Origin of the sequence: Pseudolysinimonas kribbensis (assembly GCF_030161895.1) — a bacterium.
Lineage (GTDB): Bacteria > Actinomycetota > Actinomycetes > Actinomycetales > Microbacteriaceae > Pseudolysinimonas > Pseudolysinimonas kribbensis.
Window position 1 is genome coordinate 847,464 of sequence record NZ_BSVB01000001.1, and the last position, 21,655, is coordinate 869,118.

General features: G+C 70.5%; 21 protein-coding genes, 1 tRNA gene and 4 pseudogenes. 10 read left to right on the plus strand and 16 right to left on the minus strand.

Features of this window, described 5'->3' with window-relative positions; genetic code table 11:
* Positions 1 to 178 precede the first annotated feature (178 nt).
* Positions 179 to 808: a pyridoxamine 5'-phosphate oxidase family protein gene (locus tag QQK35_RS04690; RefSeq protein ID WP_284253155.1), complete on the minus strand. Its 630-nt coding sequence runs from the start codon at positions 806 to 808 to the stop codon at positions 179 to 181.
* 182 nt (positions 809 to 990) lie between these two features.
* On the opposite strand from QQK35_RS04690, the gene QQK35_RS04695 reads away from it, so the two are divergent.
* The 3 genes from QQK35_RS04695 to QQK35_RS04705 are packed head-to-tail and all read left to right on the plus strand — an operon-like array spanning position 991 to position 2,461.
* Positions 991 to 1,464: a molybdopterin-dependent oxidoreductase gene (locus tag QQK35_RS04695; RefSeq protein WP_431311835.1), complete on the plus strand. Its 474-nt coding sequence runs from the start codon at positions 991 to 993 to the stop codon at positions 1,462 to 1,464.
* Complete coding sequence (locus QQK35_RS04700; protein WP_284253156.1) at positions 1,461 to 2,189, plus strand: ferredoxin reductase; 729 nt, start codon at positions 1,461 to 1,463, stop codon at positions 2,187 to 2,189. Before QQK35_RS04695 ends, QQK35_RS04700 begins: the two co-directional genes overlap by 4 nt.
* Positions 2,189 to 2,461 (plus strand): DUF6510 family protein, encoded by a 273-nt coding sequence (locus QQK35_RS04705; protein ID WP_284253157.1) that lies wholly within the window; start codon positions 2,189 to 2,191, stop codon positions 2,459 to 2,461. Before QQK35_RS04700 ends, QQK35_RS04705 begins: the two co-directional genes overlap by 1 nt.
* Positions 2,462 to 2,492: 31 nt before the next feature.
* On the opposite strand, the gene ilvC is transcribed toward QQK35_RS04705, so the two are convergent.
* The 9 genes and pseudogenes from ilvC to QQK35_RS04750 form a co-directional block, all read right to left on the minus strand.
* Complete coding sequence (gene ilvC / locus QQK35_RS04710) at positions 2,493 to 3,521, minus strand: ketol-acid reductoisomerase (RefSeq protein ID WP_284253158.1); 1,029 nt, start codon at positions 3,519 to 3,521, stop codon at positions 2,493 to 2,495.
* Between the two features lie 29 nt (positions 3,522 to 3,550).
* Positions 3,551 to 4,060 (minus strand): acetolactate synthase small subunit, encoded by a 510-nt coding sequence (gene ilvN / locus QQK35_RS04715; RefSeq protein WP_284253159.1) that lies wholly within the window; start codon positions 4,058 to 4,060, stop codon positions 3,551 to 3,553.
* 9 nt (positions 4,061 to 4,069) lie between these two features.
* Positions 4,070 to 5,844, minus strand: a pseudogene (locus tag QQK35_RS04720) (acetolactate synthase large subunit).
* 154 nt (positions 5,845 to 5,998) lie between these two features.
* Positions 5,999 to 6,427 carry a type II toxin-antitoxin system VapC family toxin gene (locus tag QQK35_RS04725; protein ID WP_284253160.1) on the minus strand — a complete coding sequence of 143 codons (429 nt, stop codon included), beginning with the start codon at positions 6,425 to 6,427 and terminating at the stop codon, positions 5,999 to 6,001.
* Positions 6,428 to 6,429: 2 nt separating this feature from the next.
* Positions 6,430 to 6,693, minus strand: a complete 264-nt coding sequence (locus QQK35_RS04730; protein ID WP_284253161.1) for a type II toxin-antitoxin system Phd/YefM family antitoxin — start codon at positions 6,691 to 6,693, stop codon at positions 6,430 to 6,432.
* A gap of 37 nt (positions 6,694 to 6,730) precedes the next feature.
* Positions 6,731 to 8,445: pseudogene (ilvD, locus tag QQK35_RS04735) on the minus strand (dihydroxy-acid dehydratase).
* 192 nt (positions 8,446 to 8,637) lie between these two features.
* The gene (gene otsB / locus QQK35_RS04740; RefSeq protein ID WP_284253162.1) at positions 8,638 to 9,423 is read right to left on the minus strand and encodes a trehalose-phosphatase; all 786 of its coding nucleotides are present in this window, start codon (positions 9,421 to 9,423) and stop codon (positions 8,638 to 8,640) included.
* A gap of 5 nt (positions 9,424 to 9,428) precedes the next feature.
* A complete protein-coding gene (gene otsA / locus QQK35_RS04745; RefSeq protein WP_284253163.1) occupies positions 9,429 to 10,901 on the minus strand; it encodes an alpha,alpha-trehalose-phosphate synthase (UDP-forming) in 1,473 nt (490 codons plus the stop codon).
* Positions 10,902 to 10,913: 12 nt separating this feature from the next.
* On the minus strand, positions 10,914 to 11,678 hold the full coding sequence (locus QQK35_RS04750) for a fructosamine kinase family protein (RefSeq protein ID WP_284253164.1): 765 nt from the start codon (positions 11,676 to 11,678) through the stop codon (positions 10,914 to 10,916).
* 115 nt (positions 11,679 to 11,793) lie between these two features.
* Between QQK35_RS04750 and QQK35_RS04755 the strand changes: the two genes are divergently transcribed.
* From QQK35_RS04755 to QQK35_RS04775, 5 genes are all read left to right on the plus strand, one after another.
* Entirely contained in the window at positions 11,794 to 12,666 is an 873-nt protein-coding gene (locus QQK35_RS04755; RefSeq protein WP_284253165.1) for a sugar phosphate isomerase/epimerase family protein, read from the plus strand.
* 267 nt (positions 12,667 to 12,933) lie between these two features.
* On the plus strand, positions 12,934 to 13,326 hold the full coding sequence (locus tag QQK35_RS04760; protein WP_284253166.1) for a hypothetical protein: 393 nt from the start codon (positions 12,934 to 12,936) through the stop codon (positions 13,324 to 13,326).
* A 55-nt stretch (positions 13,327 to 13,381) separates the two neighbouring features.
* On the plus strand, positions 13,382 to 14,587 hold the full coding sequence (locus QQK35_RS04765) for an NtaA/DmoA family FMN-dependent monooxygenase (RefSeq protein ID WP_284253167.1): 1,206 nt from the start codon (positions 13,382 to 13,384) through the stop codon (positions 14,585 to 14,587).
* Positions 14,542 to 14,778 (plus strand): hypothetical protein, encoded by a 237-nt coding sequence (locus QQK35_RS04770; RefSeq protein ID WP_284253168.1) that lies wholly within the window; start codon positions 14,542 to 14,544, stop codon positions 14,776 to 14,778. Before QQK35_RS04765 ends, QQK35_RS04770 begins: the two co-directional genes overlap by 46 nt.
* A 40-nt stretch (positions 14,779 to 14,818) precedes the next feature.
* Positions 14,819 to 16,084: an acyl-CoA dehydrogenase family protein gene (locus QQK35_RS04775; protein WP_284253170.1), complete on the plus strand. Its 1,266-nt coding sequence runs from the start codon at positions 14,819 to 14,821 to the stop codon at positions 16,082 to 16,084.
* Here QQK35_RS04775 and QQK35_RS04780 read toward each other — a convergent pair.
* The 6 genes and pseudogenes from QQK35_RS04780 to QQK35_RS04805 all read right to left on the minus strand — a co-directional run bounded on the left by QQK35_RS04780 (position 16,017) and on the right by QQK35_RS04805 (position 20,188).
* Positions 16,017 to 16,676: a methionine ABC transporter permease gene (locus QQK35_RS04780; RefSeq protein ID WP_284253171.1), complete on the minus strand. Its 660-nt coding sequence runs from the start codon at positions 16,674 to 16,676 to the stop codon at positions 16,017 to 16,019. The genes QQK35_RS04775 and QQK35_RS04780 overlap by 68 nt on opposite strands.
* A pseudogene (locus tag QQK35_RS04785) lies at positions 16,673 to 17,703 on the minus strand (methionine ABC transporter ATP-binding protein). Before QQK35_RS04785 ends, QQK35_RS04780 begins: the two are co-directional and overlap by 4 nt.
* Positions 17,703 to 18,575 (minus strand): MetQ/NlpA family ABC transporter substrate-binding protein, encoded by an 873-nt coding sequence (locus QQK35_RS04790; RefSeq protein ID WP_284253172.1) that lies wholly within the window; start codon positions 18,573 to 18,575, stop codon positions 17,703 to 17,705. The pseudogene QQK35_RS04785 and the gene QQK35_RS04790 overlap by 1 nt, the downstream one beginning before the upstream one ends.
* Before the next feature lie 273 nt (positions 18,576 to 18,848).
* Positions 18,849 to 19,784, minus strand: coding sequence for an aldo/keto reductase (locus QQK35_RS04795; RefSeq protein ID WP_284253173.1), 936 nt, complete (start codon positions 19,782 to 19,784; stop codon positions 18,849 to 18,851).
* 9 nt (positions 19,785 to 19,793) lie between these two features.
* A complete protein-coding gene (locus QQK35_RS04800; RefSeq protein WP_284253174.1) occupies positions 19,794 to 20,081 on the minus strand; it encodes a hypothetical protein in 288 nt (95 codons plus the stop codon).
* A 32-nt stretch (positions 20,082 to 20,113) separates the two neighbouring features.
* Positions 20,114 to 20,188, minus strand: a tRNA-Lys gene (locus QQK35_RS04805).
* 48 nt (positions 20,189 to 20,236) lie between these two features.
* Here QQK35_RS04805 and bcp point away from each other — a divergent pair.
* Positions 20,237 to 20,706, plus strand: a pseudogene (gene bcp / locus QQK35_RS04810) (thioredoxin-dependent thiol peroxidase); the annotation flags it as partial.
* A 618-nt stretch (positions 20,707 to 21,324) separates the two neighbouring features.
* Positions 21,325 to 21,573, plus strand: coding sequence for a WhiB family transcriptional regulator (locus QQK35_RS04815; RefSeq protein ID WP_284253175.1), 249 nt, complete (start codon positions 21,325 to 21,327; stop codon positions 21,571 to 21,573).
* The last annotated feature ends 82 nt before the right edge of the window (positions 21,574 to 21,655 follow it).

Genomic DNA, 21,655 nt, shown 5'->3' on the forward strand with positions numbered 1-21,655 from the left:
CTCCTCACTCGTGCGGACGACGCGGCGCGTCGTCACGACCGACGCTAGGAGAGCCGTGTTTCCATCGATCGGCGAAGCCGTCACCGCGCCGTCACGAGGTGATCACCGAGGTCGACGGCCCGTGCGAGCAGGAGGAAACACGGTCGTCACACGCGAGCGGTCCGACCCGGGCGGGACGTCACCCGCGGTAGAGGCCCTCCGCGTAGGCGGCGCCGTAGTACTCGTCGAGCGCCTCCAGCGCCTCGCCGGGACGCTCGAGCGCCTGCGCGATGACGGCGCGGCGGGCGGCGGCCTGCGGTTGCCACGATTCCGGATGCCAGGCCTCCGACCGCAGCAGCGCCTTCGAGCAGTGGAAGAACACCTCGTCGATCTCGACCAGGGTCGCCAGCCGCGGAACGTGGCCGCGCACCTCCATGTCGGACAGGAACGGCGCATCGCGCACGACCGTCGCCGTGCCGTTGACCCGGAGCGTGTCGCCCCGGCCCGGGATGACGAAGATCAGGCCGATGTGGGGGTCGGCCAGCAGATTGTGGAAGCCGTCGGCACGCCGGTTGCCGGGACGCTCGGGGATCGCGACGGTGCGCTCGTCGAGCACCCGGACGAACCCGGCCGGGTCGCCCTTCGGCGACACGTCGACGCCGCCGTCGGCACCCCGGGTGGCGATGAACACGAGCGGCGAGGCGCCGATCCACTCGCGGTCCAGATCGTGCAGGCGCTCGCGCACCTTCTCGGCGACCCGCGGGATCGGCGTTCCCACGATCTCCTCGAGCTCGGCGGCGGTGCGCACGGCAACTCCCCGATCGTCCATGTTCGCGACTCTACCCAGCCGTGCCGGCCTGGTGGCCCCGGCTCCCGCGGACGTAGGCTGACGGCCATGGCTCTCGTCACACGCGGGTTCGGAGGCCATCGGCGCGAACCCGATCCCGACCTCCCCCGGGCCAGACCCTCGTCGCCGATTGGCCCGTCCTGTCGGCGGGGCCGACCCCGCGGATCGACACGGCCGACTGGTCGTTCACGGTCGCGACGGAGACGGGCAGCAGGACATGGGGCTGGGACGAGTTCCTCGCCCTCGGCGTCGAGGACGTGACCGTCGACATCCACTGCGTCACCCACTGGTCGAAGCTCGGCATGGCCTGGCGCGGCGTGCCGCTCGACGCGATCTTCGCCGAGGTCGAGACGCAGTACGACTACGTCATGGCGCAGAGCTTCGGCGGATACACGACCAACGTGCCCCTGGACGAGCTGCTCGACGGGCAGTCCTGGATCGCGATCGAGGCCGACGGCGAGCCCCTGTCCCCCGAGCACGGCGGACCGGCCCGGCTGCTGGTGCCGCACCTGTACTTCTGGAAGAGCGCGAAATGGATCGCGGGGCTGCGCGCCATGCCCGACGACGGTCCCGGATTCTGGGAGCAGAACGGCTATCACCTGCACGGCGACCCGTGGCGCGAGGAGCGCTATTCGTGACGGCCGCGTGGCATGTGGCCACCGTCGTGGCCGCACGCCCCGAGACGGCGTCGGCGCGCCGGATCGAGCTCGAGGTGCCGGGGTGGCCGGGCAACGACGCGGGACAGCACCTCGACGTGCGGTTGACGGCGCCCGACGGATACCAGGCCAGCCGGTCGTACTCGATCGCCTCCGCCGGGCCCTCGACCCGGGTCGAGCTCGCGGTCGATCGGCTCCCCGACGGCGAGGTGTCGCCGTTCCTCGTCGACGAGCTCGCGGTCGGCGATCAGCTCGAGGTGCACGGCCCGCTCGGCGGCTACTTCGTGTGGCGACCGGGCTCGGAGCCGGAGCGGCCCGTCCAGCTCATCGCCGGAGGGTCGGGGGTCGTGCCGCTGCTCGCGATGGTGCGCGCTCACGCCGGCTCCGGCGATCCCACGCCCTTCCGGCTGCTGTACTCCGTGCGCACGCCGGACGACGTCTTCTATCGCAATGAGCTGCAGCAGGCCGCCGACGGCTCCCCGCTGGAGCTCGACCTCGTCTACACCCGCACCTCTCCGCCCGGCGCGACACGTCCGGCCGGCCGGCTGACCCGCGAGACGCTCACCGAGTCGGTCGAGCCCGCCCAGCGCCGCCCGCGGGTCTTCATCTGCGGCTCGACCGGCTTCGTCGAGCAGGTGGCCGTCTGGCTCCAGGAGCTCGGGCACGCCGCCGCCGACATCCGCACCGAGCGATTCGGAGGCACCTGATGAGTCACGTGGACGGCAACGCCCTCGCCGGGGTCATGGCGGACGCGCTCGGCGCCGACGTCACGACGATGCGGGTGGGATGCGCGCACTGCGGCACCGTCTCGATCATCGCGGAGACGATGGTCACCTTCGACGGCCCGGGACCTGTCGCGCATTGCCCGACCTGCGCGGCGATCCTGCTGCGGGTGGTGAGCGCCGACGACGGGGTCACAGTCGACGTCCGCGGCATCCGGACCCTGACGATGCCGCGTCCGGACGAGCGGGTCGAGTAGCGCCGACGGCGCGTCTCGACCCGCTCCGGGATCAGCGCGCGGCCGAGCCCTCCGTGTAGTCGGCGTCCGACTGCTTCCAGGCGAAGAGGGCCCGCAGCTCGCGGCCGGTGGCCTCGATCGGGTGCGCGGCCTCCTTCTCGCGGAGCTCGAGGAACTCCTTCCCGCCGTTGTCCTGGTCAGCGATGAACCGCTTCGCGAAGGTGCCGTCCTGGATGTCGGAGAGCACGTCCTTCATGTGGTTCTTGACCGCCGAGTCGACGATGCGCGGGCCGGAGACGTAGTCGCCGTACTCGGCCGTGTCGGAGATCGACCAGCGCTGCTTGGCGATGCCGCCCTCCCACATGAGGTCGACGATGAGCTTCAGCTCGTGCAGCACCTCGAAGTAGGCGATCTGCGGCTGGTAGCCCGCCTCGACGAGGGTCTCGAAGCCGGCCTGCACGAGGTGGCTCATGCCGCCGCACAGCACGGCCTGCTCGCCGAACAGGTCGGTCTCGGTCTCCTCGGTGAAGGTCGTCTTGATGCCGCCGGCCCGCAGGCCGCCGATGCCCTTCGCGTACGACCAGGCGAGGTCCCACGCGTGGCCGGTCGCGTCCTTCTCGACCGCCGCGATGATCGGCACGCCGCGGCCGGCCTCGTACTCGCGGCGCACGGTGTGGCCGGGGCCCTTCGGGGCGACCATGATCACGTCGACGCCCTCGGGCGCCTCGATGTAGCCGAACCGGATGTTGAAGCCGTGGCCGAACAGGATCGCGTTGCCGGGCTCCAGGTTGTCCTTGATGTCGGCGGCGAACAGCCCGCGCTGGTGCTGGTCGGGCGCGAGGATGACGATGACGTCGCCCCACTTCGCGGCCTCGGCGGCGGTGAGCACCTCGAAGCCCGCCTCCTGGGCTTTGGCGACCGACTTCGAGTCGGGCTTCAGGCCGATCTTGACCTCGACGCCCGAGTCGCGCAGGTTCAGGGCGTGGGCGTGGCCCTGCGAGCCGTAGCCGATCACGGCGACCTTGCGGCCCTGGATGAGCGACAGGTCGGCGTCCTTGTCGTAGAAGATCTCGGTGGGCATGCTGCTTCCTTCTGTGTAGGGGATTCCGGTCAGTTCTTGAAGATGCGCTCGGTGATGCTCTTCGAGCCGCGCCCGATCGCGAGCAGGCCCGACTGGGCCAGTTCCCGGATGCCGTAGGGCTCGAGCACGCGCAGGAACGCCTGCACCTTGCCGCTGTCGCCCGTCACCTCGATGACGAGGGCGTCGGTGGCGACGTCGACGACGCGGGCGCGGAACAGGGTCACGGCCTCGAGCACCTGCGAGCGGGTCGGGTTGTCGACCCTGACCTTGACGAGCAGGTGCTCGCGCTGCACGGCCTGGCCCGGCTCGAGCTCGACGATCTTGATCACGTTGATGAGCTTGTTCAGCTGCTTGGTCACCTGCTCGAGGGGCTGGTCCTCGACGTCGACCACGACGGTGATGCGCGAGAGACCGCCGACCTCGGTCGGCCCGACCGCGAGCGACGTGATGTTGAAGCCGCGACGCGCGAACAGCCCCGCGACGCGGGTGAGCAGACCCGGCTTGTCCTCGACGAGGAGCGAGAGCACATGCTGACTCATCGGCTGTCCCTACTCCTCTTCCCAGGCGGGGGCGTGGTCCCGTGCGTACTGCACCGAGGAGTTGCCGACGCCCTGCGGCACCATCGGCCACACCATGGCGTCGCGGCTGACGACGAAGTCGATCACGACCGGGCGGTCGTTGGTCTCGAGCGCGAGCTTAATCGCCGCGTCGACCTCCTCCTTCTCCGTGACCCGGATGCCGAGGGCGCCGTACGCCTCGGCCAGCTTCACGAAGTCGGGGATGCGCACGGTGTCGTGCCCCGTGTTCAGGTCGGTGAACGAGTGACGCCCGTCGTAGAACAGGGTCTGCCACTGCCGCACCATGCCGAGCGACGAGTTGTTGATGATCGCGACCTTGATCGGGATGTCGTTGATCGTGCAGGTGGCGAGCTCCTGATTGGTCATCTGGAAGCATCCGTCGCCGTCGATCGCCCAGACCACGCGGTCCGGCTGGGCGACCTTCGCCCCCATGGCGGCGGGCACGGAATAGCCCATCGTGCCCGCGCCGCCCGAGTTGAGCCAGGCGTGCGGCCGCTCGTAGTCGATGAACTGCGCCGCCCACATCTGGTGCTGGCCCACGCCCGCGACGTACACGCCCTCCGGTCCGGTGAGCTCGCCGATCCGCTGGATGACCCCTGGGGCGCGAGCAGGCCATCGTCGGGCTCGGTGTAGCCCAGCGGATAGTCGCCGCGCAGGCCGTCGAGCCTGGTCCACCACTCTGCTAGGTCGGGCTTGCCGAGGCCGGTCGTCGCATCGAGCAGCTCGACGAGCACCTCCTTGGCATCCCCCACGATCGGCACGTCGGCCTGGCGGATCTTGCCGATCTCGGCGGGGTCGATGTCGATGTGCACGATCTTCGCGTGCGGCGCGAAGTCGGCGACGCGGCCGGTCACGCGGTCGTCGAACCGGGCGCCGATCGCCACGATGAGATCGCTCTCCTGCAGCGCGAGGACGGCGGGCACCGACCCGTGCATGCCGGGCATCCCGAGGTGCTCGCGACGTGAGTCCGGGAAGACGCCGCGCGCCATGAGCGTCGTCACGACCGGCGCGCCGGTCAGGTCGACGAGCCGCGCGAGCTCGTCCTGCGCCTCCGCACGCAGCACGCCGCCGCCCACGTAGAGCACCGGACGGCTCGAGGTCGAGAGGAGCTCGGCCGCGGCGATGATCTGCTTGCCGTGCGCCTTCGTCACCGGGCGGTAGCCGGGCAGGTCGGTCTTCGGCGGCCAGATGAACGGGGCCGAGTTCTGCTGCGCGTCCTTCGTGACGTCGACGAGCACCGGCCCCGGTCGTCCCGTGGTCGCGATCTGGTAGGCCTCGGCGATCGCGGCCGGCACCTCCTCGGGTGTCTTGACGAGGATCGAGTGCTTCGTGATCGGCATCGTGATGCCCACGATGTCGACCTCCTGGAACGCGTCGGTGCCCATGACCGTCGAGAACACCTGCCCGGTGATCGCGATGAGCGGCACGGAGTCCATGTAGGCGTCGGCGATCGCGGTGACGAGGTTCGTCGCGCCGGGCCCGGAGGTCGCGATGCACACGCCGACCCGGCCGGACGCGACGGCATAGCCCTCGGCCGCGTGGCCGGCGCCCTGCTCGTGCCGGGTGAGGATGTGGCGGATCGCCGTCGACGACATGAGCTCGTCGTAGAACGGCATGATGGCGCCGCCCGGGATGCCGAAGACGTCGGTGACGCCCAGCTTCTCGAGGCTCGCCAGGATGGCGCCGGATCCCGTGAGGATGGGCGCAGCGGCGTTGCGGGCGGGCGGGGTGTCGGTGATGGACATAGTGATTCCTAGGGTGTGACCGTCGGTGGGAATCAGGAGGAGAGCCGCGCGAATGACGTCGTCATCCTGATCAGAATGCCGACGCTCACTGTGATGCGAGCGTCGCCCACGCCAGGACTGGTTGTGCCACCCGGGTGTCTATCGTCCGCCCATGCTATCCGATGCCGGCGGGGGCGACCGACGCGTCGGCGTCGATGCCGGGCCGGATGACGGGAAGCCCCATGGCGGACGCGGCGGCGATCATCCGGGCGTCGTACGTGACGAGCGCGTGGGCTTCGACGCGGAGCGCGGCGGCGACGTGGATCGCGTCGAGAGAGCGCGCGGCCCGGTCCGGAAGGAGACCGGCCGCCTTGAACTCCCAGCCCGGATGCTCGTAGAGAGCGAACCGATCAATGACCTGCGTGGCGTCCTCCTGCCGGATCTCCCACCTGGCCGCCCCGCGGCGGAGTTCGGTCTCGAGAAGGGACGAGCTGACGGCCTCGATCTGCGGGTCGTCCACCCACCGGGCGACATCTGCGCTGTGCGCTTCCGGGTGCAGCAGCTTCATGGCGGCGGACGTGTCGAAATAGACCCGGCGCGTCAACGCTAAAACCTCTCCGCGCGGAGCTCGTCGAGGACCTCCTGCGAGCTCGGACCGTCGGGAGAGTTGTGCCGGAACGGCATCGGTGTGCCCTTCGGCACGGTCGCCGGTCGGTCGGGAGCCGGCTTCGGCCGCGGCGCGTTCCGCGGGATCAGCTCCGCGACCTCGACCCCGTCGTTCGTGATGATGAACGACTCACCGGCGGCGACGGCGCGCAGCACCTCGCCGCTGCGGTTGCGCATCTCGCGCTGGCTGATCACCTGGGCCACGCGCACACCGTAGCACGCGTAGCACGAGCGTTCCGCGTCAGCCCGTGACGGCGCCCTCCGCGGCGGAGCGCACGAGCTTGGAGTACTTCGCGAGAACGCCGCGGGTGTAGCGCGGAGGCAGGGGTGCCCATCCGGAGCGGCGGCTCTCCAGCTCGGACTCGTCGACCAGCAGGTCGATCGTCCGGGCCGCGATGTCGACCCGGATCCGGTCGCCGTCGCGCACGAACGCGATCGGGCCGGCGTCCACCGCCTCGGGGGCGATGTGGCCGATGCAGAGGCCGGTCGTCCCGCCCGAGAACCGGCCGTCGGTCAGCAGCAGCACGTCCTTGCCGAGCCCCGCGCCCTTGATCGCCGCGGTGATGGCGAGCATCTCGCGCATCCCGGGTCCGCCCTTCGGGCCCTCGTACCGGATCACCACCACCTCGCCGTGCGTGATCTCGCCGGCCGCAAGGGCGTCGAGCGCCTCCCGCTCGCGCTCGAAGACGTGCGCGGGCCCTCGAACGTCGCGGCGTCGAAGCCGGCGGTCTTGACGACCGCGCCCTCCGGCGCCATCGAGCCCTTCAGGATCGTGAGGCCGCCGGTCGCGTGGATCGGGTCCTCGAGGGTGTGCAGCACCGTGCCGTCGAGCTTCGGCGGGTTGATGTCGGCGAGGTTCTCGGCCATCGTCTTGCCGGTCACGGTGAGGCAGTCGCCGTGCAGCAGTCCGGCATCCAGCAGCGCCTTCATGAGCACCGGGATGCCGCCGCGCCGGTCGACGTCGTTCATCACGTACCGGCCGAACGGCTTGAGGTCGCCGATGTGCGGCACCTTCGAACCGATCCGGTTGAAGTCGTCGAGGTCGAGCTCGACGCCCGCCTCGTGCGCGATCGCCAACAGGTGCAGCACGATGTTGGTCGAGCCGCCGAGCGCCATGCCGACCGCGATGGCGTTCTCGAACGCCTCCTTGGTCAGGATCTGGCGCGCCGTGATGCCCTTCTTGAGCATGCCCACGACCGCCTCGCCCGAGCGGTGGGCGTAGTAGTCGCGGCGACCGTCCGCGGCCGCGGGGCTCGCGCTGCCCGGCAGGCTGAGTCCGAGCGCCTCGGCGACCGACGCCATCGTGTTGGCCGTGTACATGCCGCCGCAGGCGCCCATGCCGGGGGCGAACGCGCACTCGATCGCGTGGGCGTCCTCCTCGCTCATGAGGCCGGCCTGCACGGCTCCGACCGCGGCGAACGAGTCGATGATCGTGATGTCCTGCTCGCTGCCGTCCGACAGCCGCACCCAGCCGGGGGCGATCGACCCGGCGTAGAGGAAGACCGAGGCGAGGTCGAGCCGGGCCGCGGCCATGAGCATGCCGGGGATGGACTTGTCGCAGCCGGCGAGCAGCACCGAGCCGTCGAGGCGTTCGGCCTGCATGACGGTCTCGACCGAGTCGGCGATGACCTCGCGGCTCACGAGCGAGAAGTGCATGCCCTCGTGACCCATCGAGATGCCGTCGGAGACGGAGACGGTGCCGAACTGCAGCGGGTAGCCGCCGCCGGAGTGCACGCCCTCCTTCGCGGCCTGCGCGAGCCGCGCGAGGCTGAGGTTGCAGGGGGTGATCTCGTTCCACGAGCTGGCGATGCCGATCTGCGGCTTGGACCAGTCCTCGTCGCCCATGCCGACGGCACGGAGCATGCCGCGGGAGGTCATGGCCTCGATGCCGTCGGTGACCGTCCGGCTGCGGGGCTTCCAGTCGGGCGCGCTCTCGGCGCGTTCTGCATCCGGCATGCAACGAGGTTACTGCGCCCGGAGGGCCCTCCGTGCCCGCGGCATCGACCCGGGCGGCGGGATCGATCCTCCCTGTCGTTTCTCCGGAGTTCTCGCCTCGCCGGCCCGTCGAACGCCCGTGATCGCGGGATGCCGCTTCGACAACTCCGGAGAAAAGAGGTGGGTCCGGAGCGATGCGCGCGTGCGGGCGGATCAGTGCTCGTGCGCGTCGGTCCGCAGTTCGGCCAGCCGGGCGATCGCGTGCGCGACCTCCTCCGGGCCCGCCACTCGGAACGCCGCGACCGTGGGGCCCGCGCCGCTCTTGACCCCGACGTCTCCGGGCAGCAGCGCCGCGAATGCGTCCTCATCGGTCACGTCGTCGCCCGCGTACAGGACGCGGTCGGCTCGTGTGTAGCGGCGGAGGTGCTCGATCGCCTCGCCCTTGGTGGTGGAGCGCACCGCGAACTCCAGCACGTTCTTGCCGTGGCGCACCGTGAGCCCCTCGAGCTCGGCCCGGGTCTCCTCCATCGCCACGAGATGCGCGCGGCGCGAGTCCGCCTGGCTCGCGAGACGGGTGTGCAGCGCGAAGCCGGCCGGCTTCTGCTCGAGCCAGACCCGGTCGATGCCCGACGCGACGTCCTCCAGAACCTCCCGCAGCACCTCGACCCGTTCGAGCTCGGCGGCGTCGAGCGCGACGGCATCACCCGGTTCGTCGAGGCGCAGCTCGATCCCGTGCGAACCCACGAGCAGCACGCGGTCGGGCACCTCGGCGACCTCGATGAGACTCGAGAGCGAGCGACCGCTGACGAGCGCGACGCGCACGCCGGGCATCCCGGCCAGCCGGAGCACGGCATCCTGCGCCTCGGGAACGGCCCGGGCGCGCGCGGGATCGTCGACCACCGGTGCGAGGGTGCCGTCGAAGTCGAGCGCGACGAGGATCCGCGGCGCCGCCGCGAAGGCGCGCAGCGCGTCGACGAGCGGATCGGGCAGCCCGGTCATCCCGCTCAGCTCCGTGGTCGGCGCTCGAGGGTCCACTCGAGCTCGCCGAGGCCCTCCGACGGGCCGTCGGAGTGCCGGGCGAGGGTGCGCAGGAACTCCCGCGACCAGTGCGCGACGTCGTTCTCGCGCACCCGCTTGCGCAGGGCGCGCATCCGGCGTCGGCGCTCGGGCCGCGGCATCTCGATGGCGCGCACGATCGCGTCCTTCATCCCGTCGATGTCGTGCGGATTGATCAGCACCGCCTGCCGCAGCTCGTCCGAGGCCCCCGTGAACTCGGAGAGCACGAGCACGCCGTCGTCGTCGAACCGGGCGGCCACGTACTCCTTCGCGACCAGGTTCATGCCGTCGCGCAGCGCGGTGACCAGCATCACGTCGGCGGCGAGGTAGAGCGCCGCCATCTCCTCGCGCGGGAAGCCGTGGTGCAGGTAGCTCACCGGCTCGTGGCCCAGCACCCCGAAGTCGCCGTTGATGCGGCCGACCGTCAGCTCGATCTCGTCGCGGAGCTGCCGGTAGGTCTCGACCCGCTCGCGACTGGGGCTCGCGACCTGCACGAGCATGACGTCCTCGGCCACGAGCCTGCCGTCTCCGAGCAGCTCGTGATAGGCCTTGAGCCGGTGGCCGATGCCCTTCGTGTAGTCGAGCCGGTCGACCCCGAGCATGATCGTCGTCGGGTTGCCGAGGTCCTGCCGGATCTGCGCGGCGCGGGCCTGCACCTCGGGTCGGCGCGCCAGCTGCTCGAAGGCCTGGGCGTCGATGGAGATGGGGAACGCCTTGGCGACGACCCGGCGGGAGGGGTGCTCGCCGCGTGCCGGGATGTCGATGTACGGGCTCTTGGTGGTGTAGCCCAGCAGCCGCCGCACGGCGCGCGAGAAGTTGCCGGCATCCGCGACCCGCTGGAACCCGATCACGTCGGCGCCCATGAGCCCCTCGACGATCTGGGTGCGCCAGGGCAGCTGACTGAAGATGCCGTATGCCGGGAAGGGGATGTGGTTGAAGAAGCCGATCGTGAGGTCCGGCCGCAGCTGGCGCAGCATCCGGGGCACCAGCTGCAGCTGATAGTCCTGCACCCACACGGTGCCGCCGTGCGCCGTGATGCCGGCGACCGCGTTCGCGAAGCGCTGGTTGACGCTCACGTAGCTGTCCCACCAGATGCGGTGGTAGCTCGGCGGGGCGATCACGTCGTGGTACAGCGGCCACAGCGTGTCGTTGCTGAAGCCCTCGTAGTAGCGCTCGATGTCGTCCTGACTGAGCGTCAGCGGCACGATCCGGATGCCGTCGCGATCGAACGGCTCGTGCTCGAGATCGGGCGCGCCCGCCCACCCCACCCAGGCCCCGTCCGCCTCGCGCATGATCGGCTCGAGCGCGGTGACGAGTCCGCCCGGGCCCTGGTTCCAGCGTTCGGTCCCGTCGTCGTCGACGACGCGATCGACCGGGAGGCGGTTGCTGACGACGACGAAGGCGTAGCTCTCGTCGACCATTATTCGACGGTATCAGCCGAGGTCGAGGGTGCTCTGTGCCGCGGCGACGAGCGGTGCCCCGTACGAGGCGCCGTGCGATGCGGCATGCACCGCAAGCGGGTGGAGCTGATGCAGCGGCACCCGTCGACGCCATCCGGGTCGCAACGGAGCCTCGGCCTCGTACCCGGCGAGCACCTGATCGAGCTCCGGCAGACCGAACAGCTGGAGCATGGCGAGGTCCGTCTCGCGATGGCCACCGTGCGCGGCGGGGTCGATGAGCACCACGCCGGTGCGGGTCCACACGACGTTGCCGTTCCAGAGATCGCCGTGCAGCCGCGCGGGCGGCTCGTCGTCGTCGAGGGCGCCGGATGCCACCCGGGCGCAGGCGAGCTCGACGACGGCGAGACCATCGGCGCCGAGGTGGCCGCGATCGCGCGCGCGTCGCGCGTAGGGCAGAACGCGCTGCTCGGCGTAGAAGGCGCCCCAGCTGTCGCTCGGGGTGCACGCGAGCTCCTGCCGGCCGATGTACCACGGCCCGGTGCCGGGCGCCCAGCCGAACGCGGGCGCGCCGGCCGCGTGAGTGCGGGCGAGTGCGGCGCCGAACGCCCGCGCCGCGTCTGCCGTCGGGCGGACCGGGGCCAGGCGATCCAGCGCGATCCAGGCCGGCCCCGCCCCGTGCACGAGGACCACGTCGGCGCCGCCCTGCGCCGCCGCCTCGGCAAGCCAGCGGAGGCCGGCGGCCTCGGCTTCGAACGAGCCGGCCGGGGCATCCGGTCGCTCTTTGCGGAAGGTGCTCACCCTGGCATCCTCACCCGGGCATCCTCGCCCGCGCCGAACCCGAAGGGGTTGCTGAGACTGTCGTTTCGCCCCCGCATCGACAAGCTAAGTTGATGCCCTGATGATTTCGATCGGGATGAGCACCTCCTGCGTCTACCCGCTGGGAATGGAGCAGGCGTTCCGCCTCGCTCGCCTCGCCGGCTATGACGGGGTGGAGGTCATGATCACCAACGACCCGACGACGCAGGACGCCGACGCCCTGCTGCGTCTGAGCGAGCGGTACTCGATGCCGATCCTCTCGGTGCACGCTCCCGTGCTGCTGCTGACGACCTTCGTCTACGGCCGCGACCCCCGCGTCAAGCTGGAGAAGTCGGCGGAGCACGCGGCGCGGCTCGGAGCGGGCAGCGTCGTGGTGCACCCGCCGTTCCGGTGGCAATCGGACTACGCCGACGAGTTCGAGCGCATCGTCGGCGAGACGTCGGAGGCGAACGGGGTCGACATCTGCGTGGAGAACATGTTCCCGTGGAAGGTCGGCGGCCGCGGGATCAAGGCCTACAAGCCGAGCTCCGACCCGCTCGACATGGACGTCGAGGCGATGACGCTGGACTTCTCGCACGCTTCGCTCGCGGGACGCGACTCGCTGCAGATGGCGATGGACATGGGCGATCGGCTCAAGCACGTGCACCTCTGCGACGGCACCCGATCGGCCGACGAGGGCCAGATCCTCGACGAGCACCTGCCCCCGGGCCGGGGCACCCAGCCGGTCGCCGAGACGCTGACCTGGCTCGCCGAGAACCACTGGTCGGGCAACGTCGTCGCCGAGGTGATCACCCGCAAGGAGAAGGAGCAGCAGCCCAAGCTCGACGTGCTGATCGAGACGGTCGCCTTCGCCAAGAAATACGTCGGCCAGGAGCACGCCGAGCGCGAGCCGCTGGAGAGCGGGCCGTCGCACATGATGAAGGCGCGCGCCGAGCGCCGGGCCGCGCGCCGCGAGTCGAAGCGGGCCTGAGCCGCGCCTGAGGCCCTCCTGAACGCGGGTGCGCCCGCAGCGACCGCCCCGCTAGCGTGGACGCCGTGCGCAAGTTCCTGCTCAGTCCGGGCATCTGGTCGTCGCTGTTCCCGGTGATCGGGATCGCCCGGGCCACCAAGGGGGCTCGCGCGACTGGCGGGTCGTGCTCATGTGGGTGAGCTGGGGCATCTCGGTCGCGCTCGCGGTGGGCACGGTTCTCGAGAAGTCACGACAGGCCGAGCTCGACGAGCTGGAGGAGCGGTACTGATGATGTGGTGGCCCTTCCCCGGTCCCGGTCCGTTCGGCGGGGGCCCGTCGCACGTCGGCGCCGCGATCCTCGGCGGCCTGGGCGTCGTCTTCGGCATGATCGTCGCGACGCTGCTGCTCGTCGCCCTCGTGGCGTTCCTGATCCTGCTGGTGCGTTTCCTCATCGTCGGCACGACGGCCGCCGAGCTCTACGTCGCGCGGCACCGCGAGGTCGGCACTCCGACCGCACCTGCACCTGCACCTTCTCCGGCGCCGACCGCTCCGGCCGCACCGACTCCGGATCCGGCTCCGGCTCCGGCTCCGGATGCCGCACCGGCCCGGGCGCCCCGCACCCGCACGACCACGACACCCGTCGCCCCTCGCACCCGCGCACCCCGTCCGCCGCGCACATGACGAGACGTGACGTCCCGATTCGCGGGCGTCACCCCGGTCGCGGATCATCGGAGGGATGAGCAAGCAGATCGGCTTCAACCTGTTCGAGATGAACACCGTCGGGCACATCTCGCACGGGCTGTGGGTGCATCCGGCCAACACCCGGCACCGCTTCAACGACCTCGACTTCTGGATCGAGGAGGCGAAGCTGCTCGAGGCGGGACTGTTCGACGCCGTCTTCCTCGCCGACGTCATCGGCGCGTACGACGGCTACCGCGGCGGCCCGGAGACGGCGCTGCGCGAGGCGGTGCAGATCCCGTCCAACGACCCGCTGCTGGTGATCCCGGCGATGGCCGCCGCGACGAAGCACCTCGCGTTCGCCGCGACGTTCTCGACCACCTACGAGCCGCCGTTCGCGTTCGCGCGCCGGGCATCCACCCTCGACCACCTGACGAAGGGCCGCTTCGGCTGGAACATCGTCACGTCGTACCTCCCCAACGCCGCGCGCAACTTCGGCCTGGCCGACGAGGTCGGCCACGACGATCGGTACGCGATCGCGGACGAGTATCTCGATGTGCTCTACAAGCTGTGGGAGGGGTCCTGGGATGACGACGCCGTCGTGCAGGACCGCGAGCACCGCGTCTACACCGACCCGTCGAAGGTGCGCGCGATCGACCACGCCGGCCCGTTCTACACGGTCGCGGGGCCGCACCTGACCGAGCCGAGCATCCAGCGCACGCCGGTGCTGTTCCAGGCCGGGAGCTCCGACCGCGGGCGCGAATTCGCGGGCAAGCACGCGGAGGGCGTGTTCGTGGGCGGGCGCGACCTGCAGGTGTATCGCGAGAACGTCGCCGACATCCGGCGACGCGCCAAGGCCTGGGGCCGCCAGGGTTCCGACATCAAGACCTACGCCAGCGCCGTCATCGTGCTCGGCAAGGACGAGGACGATGCGGCGCGCAAGGCCGACGAGTTCCGCCGGCTCTCGAGCGCCGAGGGCTACCTCGCCCACGCCGGCGGCGGGGCATCGACCTCGCGGCGTACCCGCGCGAGGCGAAGGTCATGGACATCCTGCGTGCCGAGAACAAGGCGGGCCGCGACAACGCCCAGTCCGGCCGCCGGCACTACGACGACGACACCACCGTCGGCCAGGCGCTCGACGCGGTCACCGCGTTCGACCGCGGCCCCTTCTTCGCGCAGGGCAACGCCGTGCAGGTCGCCGACGCGATCGAGGGCTGGGTGCGCGACACCGACCTCGACGGGTTCAACCTGCGGCAGTTCCTGACGCCCGGCACCGCCGAGGACTTCGTCGAGTACCTCGTGCCCGAGCTGCAGCGACGCGGCCTGTACCGCACCGAGTACGCCGAGTCGACGTTCCGCGAGCGCCTCTACGGCGCCGGCAACACCCGCCTGTTCGACCGGCACCCCGGCGCCCGCTACCGCGGCGGCGCCCACCTCGACGAGCCGGTCGAGTAGCGCGCGCGTATCGAGACCGCACGTCCGAAAGCCACCCCACATGACCTCCGACGCCGACCTCGACGCGCGGTTCGCCTCCGTCTTCGCCGAGATCGAGGCGGGCGCCGTCGAACGAGAGCGGGAGCGCCGGATGCCGGTGCGCGAGATCGGCTTGCTGCGCGACGCCGGCTGGGGACTGCTTCGCGTGCCGGAGTCGCACGGCGGTCTTGGCGCCACCATGACGCAGACCGTGCGGCAGATGATCGCTCTCGGCACCGCCGACTCCAACCTGCCCCAGGCGCTCCGCGGCCACCTCGCCTTCGTCGAGGGGCGGCGGCGCACCGCGGCGGCGGCGTCGCGCGACGAGTGGTTCCGGCTCATCACGACTGGTGTGCTCGTCGGCAATTCGCAGGCCGAGCGCGGCGCCACGACCGGCACGACCGCCGAGCTGCGGCCCGACGGCGACGGCTACCGGCTCACCGGCCGCAAGTACTACTCGACCGGCACGATCTTCTCCGACTGGACCATCACGAGCGCGACGCTCGACGGCGACCACGTCTCGGTGCTCGTCGAGCTCGGCGGCCCCGGGGTCGAGGCCCTCGATGACTGGGACGGCTTCGGGCAGCGCATGACCGGGTCGGGTACGACCGTCTTCGACGAGGTGCCGGTGCGCCCGGAGCACGTGCTACGGCTCGGCGACGAGGAGGCGGTCGCGCACGCGAGCGTCACCGGCCTGTTCCAGACAGTGCTGCTGTCGGCGCTCGCCGGCATCGCGCGTGCCGTGCTGCGGGATGCCGTGGCGTTCGTGCGTCCGCGCACCCGCACCTTCGGCATCCCCGGCGCCTCGAGCCCGCGCGAGGACCCGCTCGTCCAGGCGCTCGTGGGCCGGCTGACCTCGACCGCGTTCGCCGTCGAGAGCATCGTGCTCGCGGTCGCGGAACGGTTCGACGCGCTCGACAACGCGCTCGCGGCGGGCGACGACGATCCGGAGCTGCACACGGCGGCTCAGCTCGCGGCGTTCCGTGCGCAGCAGGTCGTGCTACCGCTCGTGCTCGCCGCGGCGACCGAGCTGTTCGAGGTCGGCGGCGCATCCGCGACCGGCGTCGACGCGGCGCTCGACCGGCACTGGCGCAACGCGCGCACCTTGGCGAGCCACAACCCGGCGATCCACAGGGCGCAGCAGCTCGGCGACTACGAACTCAACGGCGTGGTGCCGATGGCCGGGTGGGTCAGGAGCTCCTCGAGCGCCGCGCCGCGCGCTAACGGCGCAGCGCCTTGCGCGCGAGCCAGTTGCCGAAGAACTGCCCCAGCTGCACGATCACGATGATCACGGCGACGGTGATGTAGATGATCGTGTAGTTGTAGCGCTGCAGGCCGTAGCTCAGCGCGAACGAGCCGAGTCCGCCGCCGCCGATCACGCCCGCCTGGGCGGACATGTCGATGAGGCCGACATAGACGAACGTGAAGCCCAGGATGAGCGGGCCGAGACCTTCCGGGATCAGCACCGTCACGATGATCCGGAGCGGTGAGGCGCCCATGGCGCGCGCTGCCTCGATGACGCCGGGGTCGACCGCGACGAGGTTCTGCTCGACGATGCGGGCGACGGCGAAGGCCGCGCTCAGCGAGATGGCGAAGATCGCGCCGGGCACGCCGATGTAGGTGCCGAGCACGGCGACGGTGAGCGGGAAGATCGCGATGACGAAGATCACGAACGGGATCGGCCGCACGATGTTGACCAGCACGTTGACGATGATGTTGACGGCCCGGTTCTGCAGCAGGCCGTCGCGGCGCGTGACGTAGAGCACGACGCCCAGCACCAGGCCGAGGGCACCCGACACGACCAGCGAGATGAGCACCGTCAGGAGCGTCTCGCCGATCGACTGCACGAACAGCGGCAGGTCGTTCAGGAAGTCGTTCACGCCGCCGCCTCCTCGTCGTGGGCGATGCCCTGCGCCGCGAGCGCGGCGAGCGCGGCGTCGATGCGGGCGGGCTCGCCGGTCAGCTCGTACGTGAGGGCGCCGATCGTGCGCTCCTGCAGCTCGCTGATGCCGCCGAACACGATCTGGTTCTCGACGCCGTGCTCGGCGAACACCCGGGACAGCAGCCCGGTGAAGCCCTTCTGGTCGAGCACGGCGATGGTGACCAGCCGGCCGGGGTGAGCGGCGCGCAGGCGCTGCACGGTCTCCGGAGACGGCCGGTCGTGCAGCACCGTGGCGACGAACCGCGCCACGGTCGGGGTCGACGGATGCGCGAACACGTCGTACACGTCGCCGAGCTCGACGATGCGGCCGGCATCCATCACCGCCACCCGGTCGGCGATCGAGCGGATCGCCTCCATCTCGTGGGTGATGACCACGATCGTGACGCCGAGCTCGCGGTTCACCCGCTTGAGCAGCGCGAGCACGTCGGCCGTCGTCTCCGGGTCGAGCGCGCTCGTCGCCTCGTCGGCGAGCAGCAGCTTCGGATCGGTCGCGAGCGCGCGGGCGATCCCGACGCGCTGCTTCTGCCCGCCCGAGAGCTGTTCCGGATGCGCGTGGGCCTTCTCGAGCAGGCCCACGAAGTCGAGCAGCTGCGCCACCTTGCGATCGCGTTCCGGCTGCCCGACCCCGGCGAGCTTGAGCGGATAGGCGACGTTGCCGGCGACCGTGCGCGAGGAGAACAGGTTGAACTGCTGGAAGATCATCCCGATCTCGCGCCGCACGGCCCGCACCCGTCGCTCGGGCAGCGCTGTGAGCTCGTCGTCGCCCACGAGCACCGTGCCCGAGGTCGGCCGCTCGAGCGCGTTGATGAGCCGCACGAGCGTCGACTTGCCGGCGCCCGAGTAGCCGATCACGCCGAGGATCTCCCCTGGCGCACCTCCAGGGAGAGGTCCTCGACGGCGGTCACGACGCCGTTCGGGGTCGCGTACGTCTTGCTGACGTGGCGCAGCCGAACGAGGTCGCCCACTACTTGCCGACCCCCGCCGCCCGCGCGTCGGCCTCGGTCTTCTTCAGCTGCGCCTGCAGCTGCGCCGCTGTGGCGTCGCTGAACACGGCGACACCGCCGTCCGCCTCCTGCACCGCCTTCTCGACCGACGGGTCGTGGTAGAGCGCCGCGAGCTTCAGGTACAGCGGGTTCTTCGCGTCGGCCTTGCGGGCCGCGAAGAAGTTGACGTAGTTACGGGCCGCGGAGCTCGACGGATCGTCCTTGGCGATCCGGTCGCCGGTGGGCAGCTTGGCCGCCGTCGCGAAGTTGTTGTTGATGATGGCCGCGTCGACGGAACCCGACTGCAGCGCGCCGGCCGTCTGGGCGGCGTCGACGGTCGAGATCTCGACCTTCTTCGACACGACGTCGTTGATCGTCGAGAACGCCGTGCCGCCGTCCCTGAGCGTCACCAGACCGGCGGACTGCAGCACGAGCAGGCCGCGCGCCTGGTTCACCTGGTCATTGGGGATCGCGATCTTCGCGTTCGCGGGCAGGGCGGACACGCTCGAGTACCTGAGCGAGTACAGCGGCAACGGCACGGTGACCGTCGCACCGATCGGCTGCAGGTCCTGGTGGTTGGTGACGTTGTAGACGGCGAGGAACTCGACGTGCTGGAAGGAGTTGAGGTCGGTCTGCTTCTGCGCCAGCGCCGGGTTGGGCTGGCTGTAGTCGCTGAAGTTCACGAGCTTGACGGTGACGCCGAGCTTCTTCTTCGCGAGCGCGGAGTAGACCTGCCAGTAGGGCTGCGACGCGTCGCTCACCCCGATCGACACCGTGGTCGGCGTGCCCGCCGAGCGCGAGGCGCCGGCGGCGTCGGCCGGCTTGGCGATGTTCACGATGATCGCGACGACCACGGCGATGACGACGACGATCGCGACCGCGACGATCGCGATCAGGGGACCGCGGCGTGTGGAGCGCTGCGGGAGGTGGGGGCATCTGACGTACTGGACATGGCGGCCTGACTCCTCGGTGGGGGGATGACGAACCCCACCTTGGCCGCGCCGCCCACCGCACGCGAAATGCTGTTTCGCAACGTTGAGATCCGTTGCGAAATGCGTCGCCGGGGGCGTCATCCGGCGACACAGTGGGGCGCGACGATGCCGCCGCGCCCTAGGGTGCCGGGCGGCTCAGGGCACCGTGTAGCCGGCGGCGCGGAACAGCTCGTACCACTCCGCCCGGGTGAGCGGCAGGTCCGAGCCGAGGGCGGCATCCGAGACCCGCTGCGGCGTCGTCGTGCCGAGCACGACCTGCATCTTCGAGGGATGCCGCGTCAGCCACGCCACGGCGATGGCGATCGGCGGCACGTCGTAGTGCGCCGCGAGCCGGTCGATGGCGGCGTTGAGCTCCGGGTAGTCGTCGTTGCCGAGGAAGACCCCCGTGAAGAACTTCGCCTGGAACGGCGACCACGCCTGCAGGGTGATCCCGTTGATGCGGCAGTAGTCGACGATGCCGCCGCCGTCGAGGGTCACGGACTGCTCGAGCGCGTCCATGTTCATGGCGACGCCCTGCGCGATCGACGGGGCGTGGGTGATCGAGATCTGGATCTGGTTGGCGACGATGTCCTGCGTCACCGCGGTCTTCAGCAGGTCGATCTGGCGCGGGGTGTGGTTCGAGACGCCGAACGCGCGCACCTTGCCCGCCTTCTCGAGCTCGTCGAACGCACGCGCGACCTCCTCGGGCTCGACCAGGGCGTCGGGACGGTGCAGCAGCAGCACGTCGATGTAGTCGGTACCGAGCGCCTTCAGCGATCCCTCCGCCTCGGCGATGATCCGCTCGTAGGAGAAGTCGAAGTACGGGCCCTCCGGCACGATGCCGGTCTTGGTCTGGAGGACGATCTGCTCGCGCTCGGCGGGGCTGAGCTTCAGCGCCTGGGCGAACCGGGTCTCGCACTTGTGCAGCTCGCCGCCGTAGACGTCGGCGTGATCGAAGAAGTCGATGCCGGCATCCCGCGCGGCCGTGTAGAGGGTCCGGATCTCGTCGTCGGTCTTGTCGGGGATGCGCATCATGCCGGCGACGACGTTCACGGCGTCCCCGCCGCTTCGACCCAGGGGAACTCGCTTCATGTTCCGAGCCTACGGGGCGGAATCGGGCCCGCTCTGCGCGTTGTCCCGGTGCGCACGTCCCAGCTCGAAACCGACCCACCCGGCGACGGCGCAGAACCCGATCAGCACGAGAGCCATCGCGACCGGAACATACGGCACGAGGCTCGGCACGAACACGGTGCGGCTGAGCGGCGCATACGCGGCCCAGCCGTGGTCTGCGGGCGCGCCGCCCGGGCGGACCAGGAGGATCGCGGCCCCGATCAGCATCAGGACCGCTCCCGCGGCGGGCGTGATCAATCGCACGACGGTCGGCTTCACGGCGCGAGTGTAGCCATGCGCCGGAGGAGAAGTGGTACACCCCCGGGACTTGAACCCGGAACCCACTGATTAAGAGTCAGTTGCTCTGCCAATTGAGCTAGAGGTGCGCGACCCTGATTGACTGGGCCAGGGATCCACAATAACAGGAGGAGAACATGGCCGCATCACGGCTCGAGCCGGGCGACGCCGCCCCGGATTTCACCCTCGACGACCAGGACGGCTCCCCCTCGCGCTGGCCGGTCTCCGCGGCCGCAAGGTGATCCTCTACTTCTACCCGGAGGCCATGACGCCGGGCTGCACGACCGAGTCGTGCGACTTCCGCGACAGCCTCAACCCGCTCGCCGCGGCGGGCTACGCCGTGATCGGCGTCTCGCGCGACCTGCCGGCGAAGAACAAGAGGTTCGCCGAGAACGACCACCTCACATTCCCGCTGCTGAGCGACCCGGACCGCGCCGTGCACGAGGCGTACGCGGTCTGGGGCGAGAAGTCGATGTACGGCAAGACGGTCACCGGGGTGCTGCGCTCGACGTTCGTCATCGACGAGGAGGGACGCATCGAGCTGGCGCTGTACAACGTCAAGGCGACCGGCCACGTCGCGGCCCTGCGCAAGAAGCTCGGGCTCGCCGCGCAGCCGGTGGGTCAGATCGCGGTGTCGCCGCGGCGTCGTGTCGCGTTCACGATCGTCGGCGTGAACAGCAGGATGAACGCCACGATGGCGACGACGACCAGCGGCCAGCCGAGCAGCGGCTGCGCATCCGGTCCGACGAGCACGCCGATGCCGACCGCGATCTGGATGATCTGCCACACGATGGCGGCGGCGCGGATCCAGGCCTGACGACGCAGCGTTCCGATCACCATCGCGCCCAGCCAGACCGCGGCGATGACCACGATGACGGCCAGCGCGATCCCGCTGCCGACTCCGCCCGCATCGCCGGTGCCGACGGACACGATCGACAGCACCGCGAGCACGGCCACGAGCAGGAACTCGAGCGTCAGGAGTCCCGCCAGCACCCAGAGCAGCGCCGGTCGTTGCGGGGCATTCACAGAGTTGTCCTATTCGAAACTATTGATTCGGTGTTTCAAGTATGTAACGCTGTCTGCGGTTGATGTGACGCCTACAACGCGGTAGGTGAGTCCGCAGATCATTCCCCCACCTCTACGGATTCCCTATCAGCTGCGCGCGGCAGCAACCAGAATCCGGTGCCTCGCGCTCGCGTCAGAGCAACAAGAGGAGCACCCCACCATGGATTGGCGTGACAAGGCCGCGTGCCTCACTGCGGACCCCGAGCTGTTCTTCCCGGTCGGCAACACGGGGCCGGCGGTCGACCAGATCGACCAGGCGAAGTCGGTGTGCGCGCGGTGCTCCGTGACGGAGCAGTGCCTGCAGTACGCGCTCGAGACCAACCAGGACTCGGGCGTCTGGGGCGGCCTGAGCGAAGACGAGCGCCGTGCCCTCAAGCGTCGCGCCGCTCGCGCGCGCCGCGCCAGCTAGCGCGCCGCTCGCACAACCGATCGCCTTTTTGCCATCCGGTGTCGCCCGCGCGGGTGCGATCGGATGGCAAACGGATGATCGG